Raw genomic sequence first — 18,722 nt, forward strand, 5'->3', positions numbered from 1 at the left:
AATGATGAAAGCTAGCAAAAAATTACCAAAAATCTCTGTAATTATTCCTGCTTATAATAGTGAAAAAACTATTAAGCAAACAATTCAATCTGTTTTAAATCAAACTTTTGGTGAACTAGAATTAATTGTAATTAATGATGGTTCACAAGACTCAACTTTAGAAGTTGTTAGACAAATTAGAGACTCACGAATAAAAGTATTTTCTTATTCCAATGCTGGTGGAAACGTCAGCCGTAACCGAGGTCTACACCGTGCAGTTGGAGACTTTGTTAGTTTCTTAGATGCAGACGATCTTTGGACACCTGATAAACTTCAGTCTCAGTTAAAAGCTCTGCAAGAAAACGTTACTGCAAAAGTTGCTTACAGCTGGACTGATTATATTGATATAAACGGTCAATATTTACTGTCAGGTCAGCGTATTAAACTAAATGGAAATACTTATGAAAACTTGTTACTAAATAACTTTCTAGAGAATGGTTCCAATCCTTTAATTTGTAGGAAATCATTAATTACATTAGGTGGCTTTGATGAATCTCTAAATGCAGCTCAAGATTGGGATATGTGGCTGCGATTAGCCTCTAAGTTTGATTTTATATGTGTACCATCTGTACAAATCTTATATCGCATAAGTGCTAATTCAGTTTCCTCCAATCTTGTCAGGCAGGAAAAATCCTGTTTGCAAGTGCTTGAGAGAGCTTACAAAGAAAGACCTTCTCTACGAGACGCTACGCGAACGACACTTAAGCATAGTTGGAATATCAGCCTAGCAAATTTATATAAATACCTGACCTGCAAAGCCTTACAAAAGCCATTTAATCGGCAGAAAGCTCTAGCGTCTGCTAGATTTCTGTGGAAGTATTTTATTAACGACCGCTCAAGATTTAAAAATATAAATTTCACTTTAAAATTGTTATTGAAAATTGTCATAATTTGGACTTCGCCCACTTTGCTTTACAGTATTCTTAATAGGCGCGAAGTCAGAAGCCAAGAAACTGAAACATTGCTCAATATCTGGGTAGCTGAAAATCGGTCAGAAAGCAAAAATGGATACCCAGGTGCATTTACAATCTCTAGTTAATGCAAAAAATCTCTTTAATAAGCACGCTAACAGTGGTTTTACCTTGCCAGAGATGTTAGTAGTTGTTGTATTAATTGGTATATTAGCTACGCTAGGAATACCCAACTGGCTGGCTTTTGTAGAAACTTGCCGTCTCAACACTGCCCAAAGCGAGGTCTATTATGCTATTCGCCAAGCACAAAGCCAAGCTACCAAGGAAAAATTGACTTGGCAAGCCAGCTTTCGTGAACAAAACGGCATCGTTCAATGGGCAGTTCATCCTGCTACAGTAAACGCATCTAATGCTAACTGGAATAACTTAGATGCCAATGTACGCTTAGATGCAGAAACGACCTTACAAATTTCAAATGGCGTTAGGCAAATTAAATTTAATTACAAAGGTAATATTGTTTCGCTACCACGAAGTATAACTATCTCCAGTAAGTATGGTGGTAAAGTTAAGCGTTGTGTCTACATCTCTACAATTTTAGGAGCAATGCGAATGGCAAAAGAGCGAACTACAGCCAACAATGAGGGTGACTATTGCTATTAAGATATTTTTAGTTAATTCAAACAAGGTATTGTGTGCTGAATTTACCAGCAAACCCAAAACAGCACCTGATAATTTTCACTCGCTATCCAGAACCAGGTAAGACAAAAACCCGATTGATACCTGTTTTGGGGACTGTTGGTGCTGCCAATCTTCAACGGGAAATGACCGAATATACAATATTCCAGGTTCAAGAATTGCAAAAAGCCATTAACATATCTGTGGAAGTGCGGTTTGCAGGTGGCGATTCGCAACTCATGCAAAACTGGCTGGGGTTGGATTTGATTTACCAGTCTCAAGGTGAAGGGGATCTAGGTTCGCGGATGGCGCGATCGCTTTTCGATGCCTTTCAATCTGGTGTAGAACAAGTAATTATCATCGGTACGGATTGTCCTGGAGTGAATGCCCAAATTCTAGCAACAGCCTTTGAGAAGTTACACACCTTTGACCTCGTACTTGGTCCTGCGATCGATGGTGGATATTACTTAATTGGTTTGCGCCAACCTATACCGGAGTTATTCATTAACATCGAGTGGGGAACTGCTGAAGTATTCCAGAAAACCGTAGACATTGCCCAAAAACTTAATTTACCATACGTGAACTTGTCGCCTTTAGCTGATGTTGACCGACCGGAGGATCTACCGATTTGGGAACAAGCTCTTGCAAGAGAGATGGAAAAATGAGGCAAATGAGGGAAATATAGCGATTTGGCGTTGCTGAATAAACGCGGTGATTGAAGCTGACGCAAAGACGCAAAGACACGGTGACACGGTGATTATTTTTTATGAAAATTCCAAAATCATCCCACAATTATGCAACGCCAGCGATTTTTGGATGGATGCAAGACACACTAGAGGTGCACATCTGTGCGACCCTACAAAATGCCTGTATTAGGACCGATTGAGAACTGTAATAAGGGAAATCGGGTAATTAATGAGTCTTTTCCTTCAGCCCCGCATTAGCTTCGTATTTTAAAACACTAGGAATTTTCTGAAGACACTGGACATCACAAATGTTACTGTGGTCTAGTTGAAAACCAAGAGGCAGATAGCCTTTACCAGTATTGAATCTGCTTTGTGTTTCTACACAATAGTTACGGTCATGGGCACAATATTTAAGTAGCTAGAAATATGAAAATCACTCGCATTCACCGCCAGTTTGAAAAACTATGGTTAACCGCTTTGCTTCCATGAGTACTGCCCTCACACTTAAGGTAGTTGGACTAATCTGCATTTTGTCCTTTTTCGTTGACTTTTTGATTCTATTGTTACCCTTTCAACCTACTGATCGGGTATGGCAAATCAACTTAGCAACAGCACTAGTTGATCGGGGAATTGTTCCTTTAGTAGGTTTGGGGCTTCTGTTTGCTGCCTATTGGATTGATAATGCTGATGCAGGAAGCGATCGTCCCCAAGGTATCGATTTAAGATTTCCCGCTCTGATCCTCTCAAGTATTTTAGGGTTGATGTTTTTACTGATTTTTCCTCTGCACCTAAATAACGTCAATCAAGCTAAGGCTCAAACACTCAACCGAATCACCCAAGAAGCAGATCAAGCAGAAAATCAACTGAATAATCGATTGTCACAATTGCAAGCACAACTGAACACTGACCAAGGAAAAACACAACTAGAGCAGCTGCGAAACCAAACCAAAGCTCAGTTTAGTGAAATCCTCAAAGATGAGCAAAAATACAAGCAAGCACTTGAAAGTGCTCAAATTCCCGCAAATATCAAAGAGTTACTGAAGAAGGCTAAAAAAGATCCTCAAGTACTTGACAAAGCTATCGAACAACAAACAGATATTCAGACGCTGCAAAATCAACAACTGAGCCAAGTTCGTCAGCGCAGAGACGAAGCACAGCAACAAGCTAAAGATACTGCTTGGAAGTCTGGACTACGGATTGGGATTAGCAGTTTGCTGTTGTCCATTGGTTACATTATCATCGGCTGGACAGGCTTAAGAGGTAGGGGTGCTGTACAAGGTGGTAAGCCTAGAGCTACCGCACGCTAATCCACTATTGGCATGGCAGTAGGACGTATCCAAAAATTATTTACAACTGATACTGCCATGCGCTTAATAGCCAATAAAAATAAAAACGCAATTATCACTCAGTAAAATCGCTATAAAACTTGGGTAATGTTCTCAATTTACATACTGACATCTAACGAAGAACTAGATATTGCTGCTTGTATCGAATCGGCGATGCTATCAGATGACATCATTGTTGTGGATTCATGCAGTAGCGATCGCACTGTGGAAATCGCCAGTCGCTATCCCATCCGCGTCGTCCAACACGCTTTTGAAAGCCACGGACGCCAACGCTCCTGGATGTTAGAGTCTATCCCCCCGAAGCACGAATGGGTTTACATTCTCGAAGCTGACGAGCGGATGACACCAGAACTATTCGCGGAATGCGAAAAGGCAAGTGAGAATCCAGACTATATCGGTTACTACGTAGCTGAACGTGTTATGTTCATGAATCGTTGGATTCGCTACAGCACACAGTATCCCCGTTACCAAATGCGCCTCTTCCGCCACGGTAAAGTGTGGTTTACAGACTACGGTCATACTGAGCGAGAAGTTTGTGAGGGTATAACTAGCTTTTTAAAAGAAACATATCCACACTACACTTGTAGCAAAGGCTTGAACCGCTGGATTGACAAGCATAACCGTTATTCCACAGATGAAGCCCAAGAAACGCTGTATCAGTTAGAACAGGGAAAGGTCAACTGGCGAGATTTATTCTTTGGAAAATCCGAAGTCGAAAAACGCCGCGCACTGAAAGATTTGTCTTTGCGTTTACCCGCCAGACCGCTGCTACGGTTTGTATATATGTATTTTATCTTAGGCGGCTGCTTAGATGGACGCGCCGGTCTTGCTTGGTGTACATTGCAGGCATTCTACGAATACCTGATTTTGCTTAAGGTCTGGGAAATGAAGTATCTACCAAAACCTAATTTAGACACAACAGAAATTTTGGTACAAGAGAGTATACAACAGGTGCAGTGCGCGGATTCTGAAACTACACAGGCTGATGCGGCGTAAAGGGACTGGAGATTAGAAGGATTACGCACTACAATTTGAAGCAGCGATCGCCTACGACGGACGGGTACGCGATCGCAAAATCAGAATTCAGAAGTAGAGGTGCACAGCTAGCTGTGCACCTCTATCACGTGTTCCACCTAAACGAGAACCACTATAATAAATTAATATTTTTAACAGAACATTTTCATAAAAGCCGCTCCTGCTCAAATGTGAGTGACTAACCAGATAAACTAATTCCTAAGTTTACCCAGTGGTACTTTCACAATCATGAGCAGCTTTTGATTGAGCGCGGTAGATTAGTAATACCTAAGGACTTGCAACAATCATTTACAAGTCTTACAAAGAAAAGTAACATCCTCTGAGAATAACCAGTTGCCATCGGATTGGTTAGGGACTTCTAGAAATTAAATTATTCAATTTTGGAGCAAAGATGATCGTTAGATTCTTCCTCCCCTGCTTCCCCTGTGCCCCGTGCTTCCCCTGCTTGCCAAAGCGATGGGATATTTTTTTAGTTGGAAGTCCCTTAATGTCTATGTGTATGCTTATAGGAAAATAGCTGATTTCCAGCAACAAGTACGTGTTTTTGCGGCAACAGTCAAGCTGCTAGCGTTTTGGACAGTTACTTGCGGTAGAAGCTGCTTCAAGTAAAGCCTTTGCTATTTGATGAATCTGCTGGTATGGATACCAATAATAAAAGTTCCTCTAGCTTAAAACAGGAGAATCGGGGCTTGGTAATCGATCGCCTAAAACAGGACTTAAAAAACGACCTGATTGCTGGTTTGTTGGTAGTAATTCCCTTAGCAACCACTATCTGGCTAACGATTACCATTGCTACTTGGGTAATCAACTTCCTCACCCAAATTCCCAAACAACTGAATCCCTTTGATGGGTTAAACCCAATTGTAGTAAATGTACTGAATTTATTGGTAGGACTGGCTGTACCACTGCTAAGTATACTATTGATGGGCTTGATGGCTCGGAATATTGCTGGGCGGTGGTTGCTAGATTTTGGTGAGCGGTTATTACAGGCAATTCCCTTAGCAGGACAGGTATACAAAACCCTCAAACAGCTTTTAGAAACAATACTAAAAGATTCTAATGGCAAGTTTCGCCGAGTAATTTTAGTAGAGTATCCCCGCCGAGGAATTTGGGCGATCGCCTTTGTTACTGGTGCAATCAGCAGTGATATCCAAGCCCAGATGTCTCGTCCCGTGCTAAGTGTTTTTATCCCCACAACCCCGAATCCGACTACTGGATGGTACGCAGTCGTTCCTGAAGACGAGGTGGTGAACCTCTCCATGTCGATTGAAGACGCCTTTAAAATAGTTGTATCAGGTGGCATTGTTGCCCCCAATACGCCCTTAGTTTTCCCCAAATCCACACTGGAAGTGAAACACGACGAAATCAAGCAGCAGGTTATTCCCGTTGAAGAAACTTAAAATCAATCTGGCAAAGTCACAAGCAAATGCGTAATGTTGTTGTTTGACTGTGCCAAAATTGATAGACTTGTAAGTTTGTCCCGCCTAGTTAATCAGTTCTCGCACAATCACCCCTCAGTTTTATGCAACCTCGGAAACCCCAGCAAATTGCTCGTGAATTGGCGCTTTTAAGCCTTAGCCAATTGCCAGTCAACCCAAAGAAATTAGATAAATTGGAAGACGATCAACTAGTATCCAAGTTGGTGCTAGGAGCAGTACGCACTCTAACCTCAGAAGTGCAAGATACCCTTGATAATGCCGCAGGTGAACTGCAACGTAGTAACGATCGCCTCTTAAGTAGCCAAACTCGGGCCTCCGACCTCAATACTGCCAGAACAATGCTTCAAGAAGCGATCGCCTGCACTCAGACAGCAATTAATCAGTTGGGTACGGCAGTTGATTTCCCAGTATTGATTCAGTTAGCTAATCAGGACAAGGGAGTCCGTAATTACGCTAAAGAGCTTGTAATTACAGTCAATGAAAATCGACACATTATAGATGAACTCATTTCTACTGCCTTAGTAGATTGGCAAGTAACTCGCCTCGCCCAAATTGACCGTGATATCTTGCAAATTGCCGTTGCAGAAATGAAGTTCTTAGGAGTTCCAGACAGTATCGCCATCAACGAAGCTGTGGAGCTAGCCAAACGCTACAGCGGAGACGACGGACATCGGTTTATTAACGGTGTTTTGCGCCGAGTCACTGAACAGAAAAAAACAGCATAATACCACTGCGTAATTTCTAATTCCTATAACTGCCGTGGAGAAAAGTCTATAGCCGCTTCTGCGGCGGAACTTCTCCTAAGGGGAGACGCTACGCGAACAGAAGGAACCTTCTGTTGTACCGATTCTCCTCAAACTGCTGTTGAAAGGTGAGGATAACCCGGAAGTTTTCACCCCAAGAAAAAGTGCAAAGTTAAATTAAACTCATAACTTATAACTTATAACTCATATAACCAATACTGCTGCAATGGTTTTTAATTGGTTCCGTCGTCAATATAACGATTCCTCTGACACTCCCTCTGATAAGAAGCAGGAAGTAACTCCTCCTGCACAAGAACCCCAATCAGAGCCAGCTGAAACGTCAACACCAACTGCTGAAACTGCACCAGACACAACGGCAGACTTGTTAGCGTTTGCTAAAGCTGCTTACAAAAATATTCAGCAAAAACAACAAGCTGAGGTAGTAGAAACCCCAGCTGATTCAGCAGATCCCTCAGCACCATCAGCAGAACCTGAAACCGCAGAAACGACAATTGCGGAAATCACTGAACTAGAAGCAACTGAGGAGCCTGTTAGCACAACCGTAGAAACTGCACAGCCAGAAGTTATCCAAACTGCTAGTGAGGAAGAAATTACAGAAGATTCCTCAGTGGCAGCAATTGCTGAAAAGCCAGATGTCAAAAGCCCAGAACTAACGGCAAGTGAAACTGAACCAACATCCACCGAACCACTAGCCACGCCAGAGGCAACACAGCCAACAACACTATCCTTTTTAGAACGAGCTGCGGCAGAACGCCAAGCCAAGTTAGAACAACTAATAGCCACCGCTATTGAAGTCCCAGAACCAGAGGTAGCACAGCCAGTAGCTACAACCTCAGAGACAGGAGAGGAAATTCCCGGACTGGTATTTGATGATGGGTTTGTCTGGTCGGCAAAAGTCCTAGCCGCTCAAGGTAGAAGTCCAGAAGACGTTTCTATTGAAGAAATTACCTGGCTGAAAAAGCTCCGGCAAGGGTTAGACAAAACTCGTCGTAGTATTCTCAACCAACTGAAGGCGATCGTCGGTCAAGGACCACTTAACCAAGCTGCTGTAACCGAAATTGAGGCATTGCTCTTACAAGCTGATGTGGGTGTAGAGGCGACAGACTTTATTATCAATGCCCTACAGACAAAACTTCGAGAAGAAGTTACCGCACCTGAAGAAGCGATCGCTTACCTGAAAAAAATCCTCCGGGATATGCTTGATGCACCGAGCAAAACATCTCACAAAACTACCTTTACCCCAGAAAAAGAAACCTTAAACATTTGGTTAATCACTGGGGTGAATGGAGCGGGTAAAACCACCACCATCGGCAAAATTGCCCACCTAGGACAAAAATCTGGTTACAAATGCTTAATTGGTGCAGCAGACACCTTCCGCGCCGCCGCTGTCGAACAGGTGAAGGTTTGGGGTAGTAGAAGTGGTGTAGAAGTAATTGCCAATCCGGGAAAGAATACAGATCCAGCAGCAGTTGTATTTGATGCGATCGCAGCCGCCCAAGCGCGTCAAACCGAATTACTTTTGGTAGATACAGCTGGGCGACTGCAAAACAAGAAAAATTTAATGGACGAACTCGGTAAAATCCGCCGAATTATCGATAAAAAAGCCCCAAATGCCAAAGTAGAATCTCTTTTGGTTCTAGATGCCACTTTAGGTCAGAATGGACTACGGCAAGCCGAAGTTTTCTCCCAAGCTGCCCAACTAAGTGGCGTTGTCTTAACCAAGCTGGATGGCACCGCCAAAGGGGGCGTTGCCCTTGCCGTTGTGCAGCAGCTAGGTTTACCCATTCGCTTTATTGGTGCTGGTGAAGGAATTGAAGACCTACGCCCCTTTTCTAGTTATGAGTTTGTCGAAGCTCTCTTGAGTAGCTAGTTGAAAAATTTGGAGTTAAAAATTTTTCTTGACAAACTGATAAATTTAGGGATAACTGATCTGGTATTATCACTTGAACTAACTAGAAGTAGATCGAGTCTTAAAATCATGAGTTTGTCACAATAAATGGGTGACTTTTGCTAAAATTTCAAGCTAATGCTCTTTTTCTATCCCCTAATTGGGCTTTTTAAATGTAGCAGCACGGGCATTTAGTTGCGATAGACAAAAAGCCCCGTAGACCCGCATTTTGCAGCAATTTAAAGGGCAGGCGAGACCCTCACCTGCACAAATGCAACTATTGTGGGATGGACAGCAGTCTGAGCGGTGAGCAGCACGGGTGAGTCCAGCAATGCAGGAGGTTTCCCTCCACAGGTGACTGGTTTTGCCTATGACGATTTGTACTTCTACGGAGAAGCTACGCGCAGCGTCTCCGACAGAGAAAGCAACTGCGTTAGCGAGTCGAGAGAGCGGCACGCTACGCGTAGCTTACTCAAGATTAGGGTTACGAGCGTCAGTTGTTGCCCAGTGTCTACCTCTAAAGAAGGAGGGCTTCCGAACATCAGAACTTCGGAGAATCGTCCACTGTGGACTCAAAAAGCGAATTGGTGTGAGTAAGCTGGTTCAACACTCCCAGGTGTATTCTCAGCTCCTACTTGCGAAAGTCTTTACAAAGATTTTATGTAGAAAATTGAGAGGTTTGAATTTTGATGGTTAAACAACACTCTTTCGGGCTTTTGATTTCAAGTTCTTGGAGGAATTTTTTTAGATTTAGTGCCATCTTTTCTATTCATATCTTACACTTACCAAATGACTCACCCCTAAAATCAATGACAGGTTAATGGTTTAAGTTTCTTAAGCTGACTCGAAAGATTGGGTTGTCTCACTTTTATCGCGTTTTAATGGGTTAAATTTTTGCATTTTCAGCTATTCAAAATTCGCAAAACGATAAATTTAACATGGAAAAGCTCAATCTTGGCGATTATCTCGGCAATTATGGTATATAAATTAAGTATTTGAAGACTTCTTTACATATTCTCAGCTTTGGGAATGAGTGTAAGTCTGTTTTCAACCAAACCTATTTGAGCGCTTATAGAGTTTTTCACTCAAAAGACTTATAGTCTCCTAGTAGCCTCTGCCCAAAAATTCACTCTGAAAGGGTTATGAATTATTCTTTTAATAAAGTATTTTTATGACTTTAGAGATATGCTTTGGGAATTAGGTTACGAAAAAATGAAAAGCTTTCTGAACTATTACCGAAACTAGTAATTTTTACGGGTTGGGTTTGGACTAAAAATACATGATTTGAAATTACTAATATTCCAACCAAAATACAATAAGCAAATAAAATACTTATAAAATTTGCCTGTTACGTCTTTATACTCTTGCTAAAATGACAAGTCTTGTCTAAATATGGTTTAGCAATGCCAAAGCCAAAAGTTTTATAAGTAATCTAAAATCTGCCAATATAAAGTGCAATAGTACCTGTGCCTGTGTCTCAACTGCCCTCTCAACCCACTGACAATAATAGTAGTGCCGCAACGGATGTCACACCAGTTGTGGCACTCAAAGAACTCGTGGCAAGGTTGCACCGGGAACAGAACAAAATTCAAGATTTGCTAAGTTCTTTAGGATTTGCCCTGAGAAGTTTCAATAATTTAAATCAGTTTTTGGAACTTATCCCGTTGATGGCAACAAGAGTGACAGATGCAGACGGTAGCGCCCTGTTTCTCTACAAACCTAATGGTCAAGTCAGGTTAGAGCAATTACATTGGCAAGATAGTGGTCAGCGAAAGAATATCCGCAAAGCGCTAGAAATAGCCAGTAGTCAAATCACACTGATGCCCAATACTGCCCCTCTAGCAAATGCTACGGGGATTTTGGATGACCAGATGCATCGCTATTTAGGGCCAGATGTGCAAATCTTTGGTACAGCTATTCTGGTGAAGCATACAGAACGGGGATGGCTCTATGTCTTGAGCCGCGATCCAGAATACAGTTGGACAGAAACCAGACAAAAGTTAGTTAGGCTAGTGGCAGACCAAACAGCAGTAGCGATCGAAAACGATGAACTAGCTGTAGAACTCAGAAAAAAAGAACGCCTAGACCAAGAACTAGAAATTGGTGCAGAAATTCAACGGCGACTTCTGCCACGTCAATGTCCTACAATCCCTGGTGCAGTCCTGGCAGCACGCTGTAAACCTGCCAATCGTGTTGGCGGAGATTACTACGACTTTATTGCTACCAATCACAATAAGATTCAGCCCAAAGCTAAAGGCAGTACAGAAACTGCCCGCTGGGGTTTGGTTATTGGAGATGTCATGGGCAAAGGTGTCCCCGCTGGGCTGATTATGACGATGATGCGGGGAATGCTACGGGGAGAAGTGCTACATGGTAACTCCCCAGCCGGAATTCTGCAAAATTTAAATAGAGTTATGTATGCGGATTTGGAAAATTCCCATCGCTTTGTAACGTTATTTTACTCAGAATATAATCCCCACAGCCGAATTTTGTCTTATAGCAATGCTGCACACAATCCTCCCTTGTGGTGGCACGCAGCCACAAAAACTGTCAGCCGTTTAGATACTCTAGGAATGTTAATCGGTTTGGATGCTAACAGCCAATATGAAGATGCTCAGGCTCAGTTAGAGCCTGGGGATACAATTATTTACTATACAGATGGCTTGACCGATGCCGCTGCCGCTGGTGGCGATCGCTTCGATGAAGACAACTTTGTCGCTGGCTTCAATACGGCTTGCAAGTACTGCAATGGCCCACAGGAGATTGTGGATTACCTATTTGACCAAGTTCAGCAATTCATTGGTGCTGACAAGCAAAACACTGATGATATGACACTAGTTGTTCTGCAAATTTTATAGTCGTTAGTCATTTGCACTTTGCCAAGCATGAATCAATGCTTAAGATTATGGTGACTGGGGATTCACCACAGTAATTCTACTAAATTTAATTTTTTATTTATTTTTCTTTGATTTTCCGTAGCAATCGCCCAAATGGTCGCATATCAACCTTTTTTGGCAAATTGTTTGTATTTAGCCTTTTGGATGATACATAAAAAATGATCGTTAGAATACTTTTCTGTTCAAGTAAAAACTATATATTTTGCACATCTAGCACAGTAGGAAACGCCAAGGGGGAGAGCAGGTAAAAGGTAAAAGGTACAGGGTAAAAAGTAAAAGGTAAATTTACTTCTTCATTTTTGCTTTCTTTCTATCCTTGTGACGCAAGCATTTAGCCTGCTCCCTCTTGGCGTTTTAATTTTTCTTTTCTCCGCCGTAGCAAGTTCACAACAGCTACGACGGAGTTTTTGCTTTCTTTGTTTCTTAGGTCTAGACTTGGTTGTTTTAAACTTCCTTGGTATTTAAGTAGATAACCTTCATTTAATGATTTGTCAAGATATTTCTGAAAACATTTTAGATGAAGAATTCAGATGGCTATGGCTATTCTTGCGCCCCAGCTTTTTGCAGACTCCGCACCACATTCTTATAACCATTAAATTCTGCAATCATCAAAGCAGTATAACCACCCCGGTTTTTTAAATTCACATCTGCCCCAGCTTGCATTAATAATTGCACAATTTCGTCATAACCTGCTGAGGCCGCCCACATCAATGATGTTGCCCTCGCTGAGTCTTGAAAATTCACATCTGCCCCCTTTGCCAGCAGCAAATGTATAATCTCTGTGTGCTTGCGTTCGGTTGCCTTGATCAAAGCAGTTTTGCCATCATCCCCTGGAGTGTTGGCATCAGCACCATAGTCTAGCAACACTTTCACTGTTTGGGTGTGTCCTTGTGATGCAGCCAACGTCAAAGGTACTTCACCAAGATTTTTCCCATTAATATCTCCCCCAGAACGCAGCAATACCTCAACAATTTGGCTATGTCCTTGCAATGCAGCTACAAGCAGTGGCGTATCACCCAGGTGGTTCCTAATTTGAACATCTGCACCCCTATTAAGTAATACTTGTACGACATCAATGTAGCCTTCTACAACGGCAAGATGTAGGGCAGTTTCACCATCTTGGTCTTGGAGATTAATCTCTGCACCTCGATCTAGTAAAGCTGCTGCGATCGCAATGTGTCCAGCCGCTGCTGCTGCCGATAGGGCAGTTCCACCATCAGCGTTTTTCAGATTCACATCAGCCCCTGCTGCTAGCAGTGCTTCCACAATCTCCAGATGTCCCGAGTCTGCCGCTAGCGTTAAGAGTGTCTCACCCTCCTCATCTTGGATATTGACATCGACACCAGTTTGGAGAATTGCTTCTAAAACTTCTATTTGTCCCTGCTTAATAGCGATTTTCAACGCAGTATCATCATCTTTATCTGCGATATTCACCTTCGCACCAGCAGCCAATAAGATTCGCACTACATCGATATGACCTTTGAGGACTGCTGCCATTAAAGCTGTGCTGCCATCTTCATTGGTGGCATTTACATCAGCACCTTTGGATAGTAAAAGCTCCACAATGTCAAGTTGTTTGGCACTAGCCGCCAGCATCAAAGCTGTCAAACCATAGAGTTTTCTGGGCAAGTTGATATTTGCCCCAGCATCCAGCAGCGATCGCACAATTTCGGTGTAGCCTAAATTGGCGGCAAACATTAACGCTGTCGTGCCTTGGCGATCGCACGCGTCTACCATCGCACCAGCAGCCAGTAACGCACACAGCCTCTTGATATCACCGCTTTTAGCAGCTTTTAGCAGCAAACTATCGTTGTTTTCAGTCATCGATGAGATTCCACACAGGGGATTTTGTTCGTCTACCCTCAAAATTTAGTCTGAGATTGTTTATCCACTTTGGCAAGAGGTTTATACAATTCAAAATTCACTCATTCAAAATGAAAATTAAGAAATGCAGTCTTGGCAAGCATTCTATCTATTGACTGGATGTAAATTAAAGGTAAGGGAGGCTTCACTCTTGTCTTCTCTCCTCATCTCTGGGCCTCTTTTAATTTGTGCAACTTTAAGCACAGAAAATAGAGTTATGCTAATTTTTATGAAGATTTAATACTTGGGCGAGAACACGATGAGTCTGGAACTTTCTGCGTCGGTGAAATATTGGCTGAACTTCTTCCATCCGGTGCTTATGTGGGCGCTATTAGTACTCTCAATTTATGCTGCCTATTTGGGGCTGCAATTACAGCGTACCAGAAATGCTCAGGGAGAAGAAAAGAAAGAACTGATTAAAGGTAGATATAACGTCAGACACTACCAAATCGGATCTATACTTCTAGCTTTGATGGTGGTAGGTGCAATTGGAGGGATGGGTATCACTTACATCAATAATGGCAAGTTATTTGTCGGGCCTCACCTGCTGGCAGGGCTGGGCATGACAGGTATGATTGCATTTTCTGCTGCTTTGTCTCCTTATATGCAAAAAGGGGCAAATTGGGCGCGTGCAACTCACATTTTGTTGAATTTTACCCTTTTGGGACTTTTTGCTTGGCAGGCTGTTACTGGGGTGCAAATTGTCCAAAGAATTCTCACTAAAACATAGTTAAGTAGTCAGGAATCAGGAGTCATATCAAGCTTAGTACGTGGCGAGTGGCGATCGCCCCGTTATGGACTCCCAAATAAAAATAATCATCAGCAGCGAAAAAGCCAGTAGGCAGCTCTGGTGTCAACAAGGCTGGTAAAATCTACCCATAGCGAACAAGAGCAAATCACGATGCCTACCGAAACTAACCCAGGGAATCAAACTACCACAGGTGCTGATGCTATTGATGAAGCGATCGCACAGGGAATTGATTTTGATGGTTCTCCCATTCCGCCTGCCAAGCTAGAACTTTATGGTAAAGTTATGGCGCTAGAAGGCAACAGACAGCGCAGTGGCGTATCTAATACTATGCGATCGCGCATTGTGCGAATTGGTGCAAAACACATTCCTCAAGCAGAACTCGACCAATTACTTGTAGATGCTGGTTTCGCACCCCTAAAAGAAAAAGAAATTGCCTTTTTTTATAGCGGTAAATAGATATAGCAGCACAGCACAGTCAGGGACTATATAATTCACGGCTACACAAACAACTAAAGTAGCCGTGAAATTACTGTAAATAAACGAACTATTAACCCATCCATAACCTATCTGTCATCGGCAATCCGGTAATCTAATTTCTCACCGAAAGGGCGTGAGCAATGAGCTAATTCTCCAAAATGCGCTCACGATCCCAAAGAATAATCGAGGATATAGATGATGACAAAGGTTGGGTACTCAGTGTTTCAACGCGTCACCACTGCGCGCTTGCTGCGTAAAATATGTTTCCTGGCGCTGACTGTGCCGTTCTTGGCAAGTTCCGCAATCAGTTTGGCAAATGCCAACGAAAAGGAGTACGAATACGAGGGCGAGAACGAGACATATGCCATCGGACTGTGGGGCGATATGCCCTACTCGGATCTCCAGGCGACGACGGGAGTCCCGAACCTCATCGCTGATATGAACGCGCAAAACCTGGCTTTCACTGTCCACGACGGCGACCTGAAGGCGGGCAACTCTACGCCCGGCTCGGTTACGCCGACCACGTGCACTAATGAACTCTACACTCAAGCGCTCGGCTACTTCAATTCCCTGAAGGCACCAGCAGCCTTCACCCCAGGCGACAACGATTGGACTGATTGCGATCGCCCCTCAAACGGTGGATTCAACTCACGCGAACGCCTCGACTACCAGCGTCAGGTATTCTTCAGCAATAAATTTTCCCTTGGGCAGCGTCGGCTAGTCCAGGAGGTACAGACAACACCACTGTGTCTTGGTGCAAACGGTGCAGTGCCCTGTGTTGAGAACCGCCGCTGGACGGTTGGTAAGGTTACTTATGCGACACTCAATATCCAGGGTTCGTGCAACAACCTGTGTGACACTGCGCCCGATCCGCAGGAGTATGCAGCGCGAAACACGGCTAATATTGCATGGATGAGAGAAACTTTTCAAGTGGCAAAGACACGCAATTCGGCGGCGGTCATGTTTATCTCCCAAGGCAATCCAGGGTGGGATCTGACCGACGGAACTAGAGCGCCTTTGCGCGATCCGAAGACGCTCGCGCAAACCGATGCACAGCCTGATGGCTTCAAGGAATTTTTATTAGCGTTCCGCGATGAGGCGATCGCTTTCCGTAAACCGATTGCCTACGTGGATGGTGACTCGCACTACTACCGTATTGACAAGCCATTTCTAGATGCTCAAGGCAGACGTATCGAGAACTTCACTCGTGTCGAGACATTTGGCGACAATGCGGCGAACGGCAACAACGATGTAAATTGGGTCAAAGTGACCGTAAATCCCCGTAGCCGAGAAGTGTTTTCGTATCAGCCACAGATTGTTCCCGGCAATCGAGTCGCGGTTCCGTCTCCTTAACGCCACGCAGTTTCTAATTGTTGGGAAATGCAAACATAAAAGCCCAAAACTGCAATTTTAAGTTTTTACGGAATAGCCCAAACCTTGATTTTTCGGTAGGGGCAATTCATGAATTGCCCCTACTGCGTGTAGTTTTGCCTAAGCCCTATCTTTAGCTCACACATCCCAAATTGCCATCGGTATTTTGGCTTCTTCAGTCTTTTCGCGATCGGGTTGAAAAGTGTATCTTCAGCAAGATATTGTCAACTTTCCCTTGCGTTTGAATTGGCACACAGCTATATGTACTTAAGTAATAGCTGAAAGACTTGGAGAACACATGTCAGGAACTACGCCAAATTCAGAAATGTTATATCGAGTTCTCGGCAGTACAGGAGAGAAAGTTTCTGCGATTGGATTGGGTGGTTGGCACATTGGCTTGAAACACGTTGACGAGCAACTGGGTATCCGAATTGTTAGAACAGCGATCGATCGCGGCATCACCTTTATGGATAACAGTTGGGATTACAACGGTGGAGTCAGCGAGATTCGTATGGGAAAAGCGTTGCGCGATCGCTACCGAGACAAAGTGTTCCTGATGACAAAAATCGATGGTCGTTCTAAGAAAGCAGCAGCAAAACAGCTAGACGAATCACTCCAACGCCTGCAAGTTGATTGCATCGATCTCGTTCAACACCACGAAATCCTTCGGTACGAAGACCCACATCGAGTTTTTGACGAAGAAGGGGCGAATGCTGCCTTGATTGAGGCACAAGAAGCTGGCAAACTCCGATACATTGGTTTCACTGGGCATAAAGACCCTTGTGTTCATCTACACATGCTGGAAGTTGCAGCCACTAATGGGTTTAAATTTGATACAGTGCAGATGCCGCTAAATGTGATGGATGCCCACTACCGGAGCTTTGCAAAGCTGGTTGTGCCAGAACTGGTCAAACAAAACATTGGCATTTTGGGGATGAAAAGCTTGGCAAACGGTATTCTTTTACGGTCAAACACTGTAACGCCAATTGAATGTTTACACTATGCTTTGAATCTGCCCACATCGGTTGTGATTACCGGGATTGACAGCATGGAGATTCTAGAACAAGCTTTTGAAGCAGTGCAAACGTTCCAGCCAATGAATGACGAGCAGGTGCGATCGCTCTTAGCAAAAACGGCAGAAGCGGCATCACGTGGTGAGTTTGAGCCTTTCAAAACTTCATCAATCTTCGACAGCACTGCCCAAAATCCAGATTGGCTGGGAGAGGAACCACAGCGCCTCCAGCAATTGATGTCAGTGTGATGCTTTCTTAGTGTTATCTGTAGAGAAAGTTCAGATGATGATCCAACAGTAAAGCATTTTGTGGTTTAGTAATTGCATCGCCACACTATTTAAGGGACTTCCAAAAAATAAATTATCCAAATTTACTCAGATAAGATTTTTCTTTCTCCCCCTGCTCCCTGCTCCCTGCCCCCCTGCCCCCACAGCAATAGGATATTCTTTTAGTTGGAAGTCCCTTAATTAGATCCTTAATTACCAGCAAAAAAATCTTTACTCAAAATTCAATCTATCAAAATAGTGAATTCATTTAATAACTAATGACGCAAGAACTTCTATCTAGGGATCGATATGGCTCATAAGCTAAATGAAGTAGAAATAGTATACTAAGTCACATGAGATTGTATTCTATGAAATTGAATTATGTTACAAAACAGCTTTACACGGTAAAACGCTGGATGGCTACAACACTGTTTTGTATGTTAGCGATCGCTTTCGTTTGGCAAGGTGCATTTTTATCGAACACTTCAGCAATGGCTGCTCCTACTGCAACCTTGATTGCATCGGCAGATGCGGGCGATCGAGTTCAAGAAAAAACCAGTAAAGATGCTGGACGAGCCAAAAATTTTATCCAAGATACGACAGATAAAGTTAAGGAAGCTGCTAAGAGCAACGCCAGTAAAGTTGACCAAGCTACAGATAATGGTAGTTTTGTTGAACGCAAAGCAAAGAGAGATGCGGCTACAATTCAGAGAAGAGCAAACGAAGATTCGGCTCGGACACAGAACGCAGTAGACAATACAAAGAACGCTGTTGAACGCACTGTTGATAACATCAAGGATGCTTTTGGTAAATAGCAATCTTATTTGATTTCTGAAAATCAAAAGGCTTAGATTCCCGACTTTTCTAAGAAGTCGGGAATCTTGCTGTTTACGAATAATTTAGGAAAGTCTAAATTTATTGCACGAATTAATTTATACAGTCTGTACCGTGGTTCTAATCGGCATGTTATTTGCTAGTTATACATGAAGTAAGACAAAATTTTATAATTAATTTAGGAAGATTATTTTACTAAGCGAATACTGAATTTAGCTAAAATATTAGTGTATTTTTACATACATATTTTTAACCCAAAATAAACTGGCGATCGCTGATATAATTAGCTGCTGTTAGCGAAGAAGAGAAGAATCAATTGTTAAATATTTACCAGCAATTATGCTAGATTTATAGTTATAAATGAAATATTTAACTTTGTTTTATACTAATTTAAGAGAGCAAAATTAAGTAATCTGCTCAACGAATTTCCGCAACCTCTCTTGAAACACTTGTTTTTCTATACGGAC

General features: G+C 42.8%; 15 protein-coding genes. 14 read left to right on the top strand and 1 reads right to left on the bottom strand.

Annotated features, from left to right (window positions below; all coding sequences use genetic code 11):
* Position 1: 1 nt before the first annotated feature.
* The 9 genes from RM347_RS01250 (at position 2) to RM347_RS01290 (ending at position 11,641) form a co-directional block, all read left to right on the top strand.
* On the top strand, positions 2–1,078 hold the full coding sequence (locus RM347_RS01250) for a glycosyltransferase (protein ID WP_322722268.1): 1,077 nt from the start codon (positions 2–4) through the stop codon (positions 1,076–1,078).
* The gene (locus tag RM347_RS01255; RefSeq protein ID WP_322722269.1) at positions 1,044–1,610 is read left to right on the top strand and encodes a type II secretion system protein; all 567 of its coding nucleotides are present in this window, start codon (positions 1,044–1,046) and stop codon (positions 1,608–1,610) included. The genes RM347_RS01250 and RM347_RS01255 overlap by 35 nt, the downstream gene beginning before the upstream one ends.
* A 32-nt stretch (positions 1,611–1,642) precedes the next feature.
* Entirely contained in the window at positions 1,643–2,290 is a 648-nt protein-coding gene (locus RM347_RS01260; RefSeq protein WP_322722270.1) for a TIGR04282 family arsenosugar biosynthesis glycosyltransferase, read from the top strand.
* Positions 2,291–2,775: 485 nt separating this feature from the next.
* A complete protein-coding gene (gene hpsJ-B, locus RM347_RS01265) occupies positions 2,776–3,618 on the top strand; it encodes a hormogonium polysaccharide biosynthesis protein HpsJ (RefSeq protein ID WP_322722271.1) in 843 nt (280 codons plus the stop codon).
* 126 nt (positions 3,619–3,744) lie between these two features.
* On the top strand, positions 3,745–4,653 hold the full coding sequence (locus RM347_RS01270) for a glycosyltransferase family 2 protein (RefSeq protein WP_322722272.1): 909 nt from the start codon (positions 3,745–3,747) through the stop codon (positions 4,651–4,653).
* 677 nt (positions 4,654–5,330) lie between these two features.
* Positions 5,331–6,092, top strand: a complete 762-nt coding sequence (locus RM347_RS01275; protein WP_322722274.1) for a DUF502 domain-containing protein — start codon at positions 5,331–5,333, stop codon at positions 6,090–6,092.
* A gap of 122 nt (positions 6,093–6,214) precedes the next feature.
* Positions 6,215–6,856 (top strand): transcription antitermination factor NusB, encoded by a 642-nt coding sequence (nusB, locus tag RM347_RS01280; protein WP_190896800.1) that lies wholly within the window; start codon positions 6,215–6,217, stop codon positions 6,854–6,856.
* 244 nt (positions 6,857–7,100) lie between these two features.
* A complete protein-coding gene (ftsY, locus tag RM347_RS01285; RefSeq protein WP_322722275.1) occupies positions 7,101–8,765 on the top strand; it encodes a signal recognition particle-docking protein FtsY in 1,665 nt (554 codons plus the stop codon).
* A gap of 1,484 nt (positions 8,766–10,249) precedes the next feature.
* On the top strand, positions 10,250–11,641 hold the full coding sequence (locus tag RM347_RS01290; RefSeq protein WP_322722276.1) for a PP2C family protein-serine/threonine phosphatase: 1,392 nt from the start codon (positions 10,250–10,252) through the stop codon (positions 11,639–11,641).
* 579 nt (positions 11,642–12,220) lie between these two features.
* Here the strand turns inward: RM347_RS01290 and RM347_RS01295 are convergent.
* On the bottom strand, positions 12,221–13,504 hold the full coding sequence (locus RM347_RS01295) for an ankyrin repeat domain-containing protein (RefSeq protein WP_322722277.1): 1,284 nt from the start codon (positions 13,502–13,504) through the stop codon (positions 12,221–12,223).
* 298 nt (positions 13,505–13,802) lie between these two features.
* On the opposite strand from RM347_RS01295, the gene RM347_RS01300 reads away from it, so the two are divergent.
* From RM347_RS01300 to RM347_RS01320, 5 genes are all read left to right on the top strand, one after another.
* Entirely contained in the window at positions 13,803–14,273 is a 471-nt protein-coding gene (locus RM347_RS01300; RefSeq protein ID WP_322722278.1) for a DUF4079 domain-containing protein, read from the top strand.
* A gap of 171 nt (positions 14,274–14,444) precedes the next feature.
* Positions 14,445–14,750: a small RNA NsiR4-regulated ssr1528 family protein gene (locus RM347_RS01305; protein ID WP_100898458.1), complete on the top strand. Its 306-nt coding sequence runs from the start codon at positions 14,445–14,447 to the stop codon at positions 14,748–14,750.
* A gap of 240 nt (positions 14,751–14,990) precedes the next feature.
* Entirely contained in the window at positions 14,991–16,124 is a 1,134-nt protein-coding gene (locus RM347_RS01310) for a hypothetical protein (protein ID WP_322722280.1), read from the top strand.
* A gap of 316 nt (positions 16,125–16,440) precedes the next feature.
* Positions 16,441–17,403, top strand: a complete 963-nt coding sequence (locus RM347_RS01315) for an aldo/keto reductase (protein ID WP_322722281.1) — start codon at positions 16,441–16,443, stop codon at positions 17,401–17,403.
* A gap of 386 nt (positions 17,404–17,789) precedes the next feature.
* On the top strand, positions 17,790–18,236 hold the full coding sequence (locus RM347_RS01320) for a hypothetical protein (protein WP_322722282.1): 447 nt from the start codon (positions 17,790–17,792) through the stop codon (positions 18,234–18,236).
* Positions 18,237–18,722 lie beyond the last annotated feature (486 nt).

It is taken from the genome of Nostoc sp. ChiQUE02 (genome assembly GCF_034531305.2).
Lineage (GTDB): Bacteria > Cyanobacteriota > Cyanobacteriia > Cyanobacteriales > Nostocaceae > Nostoc.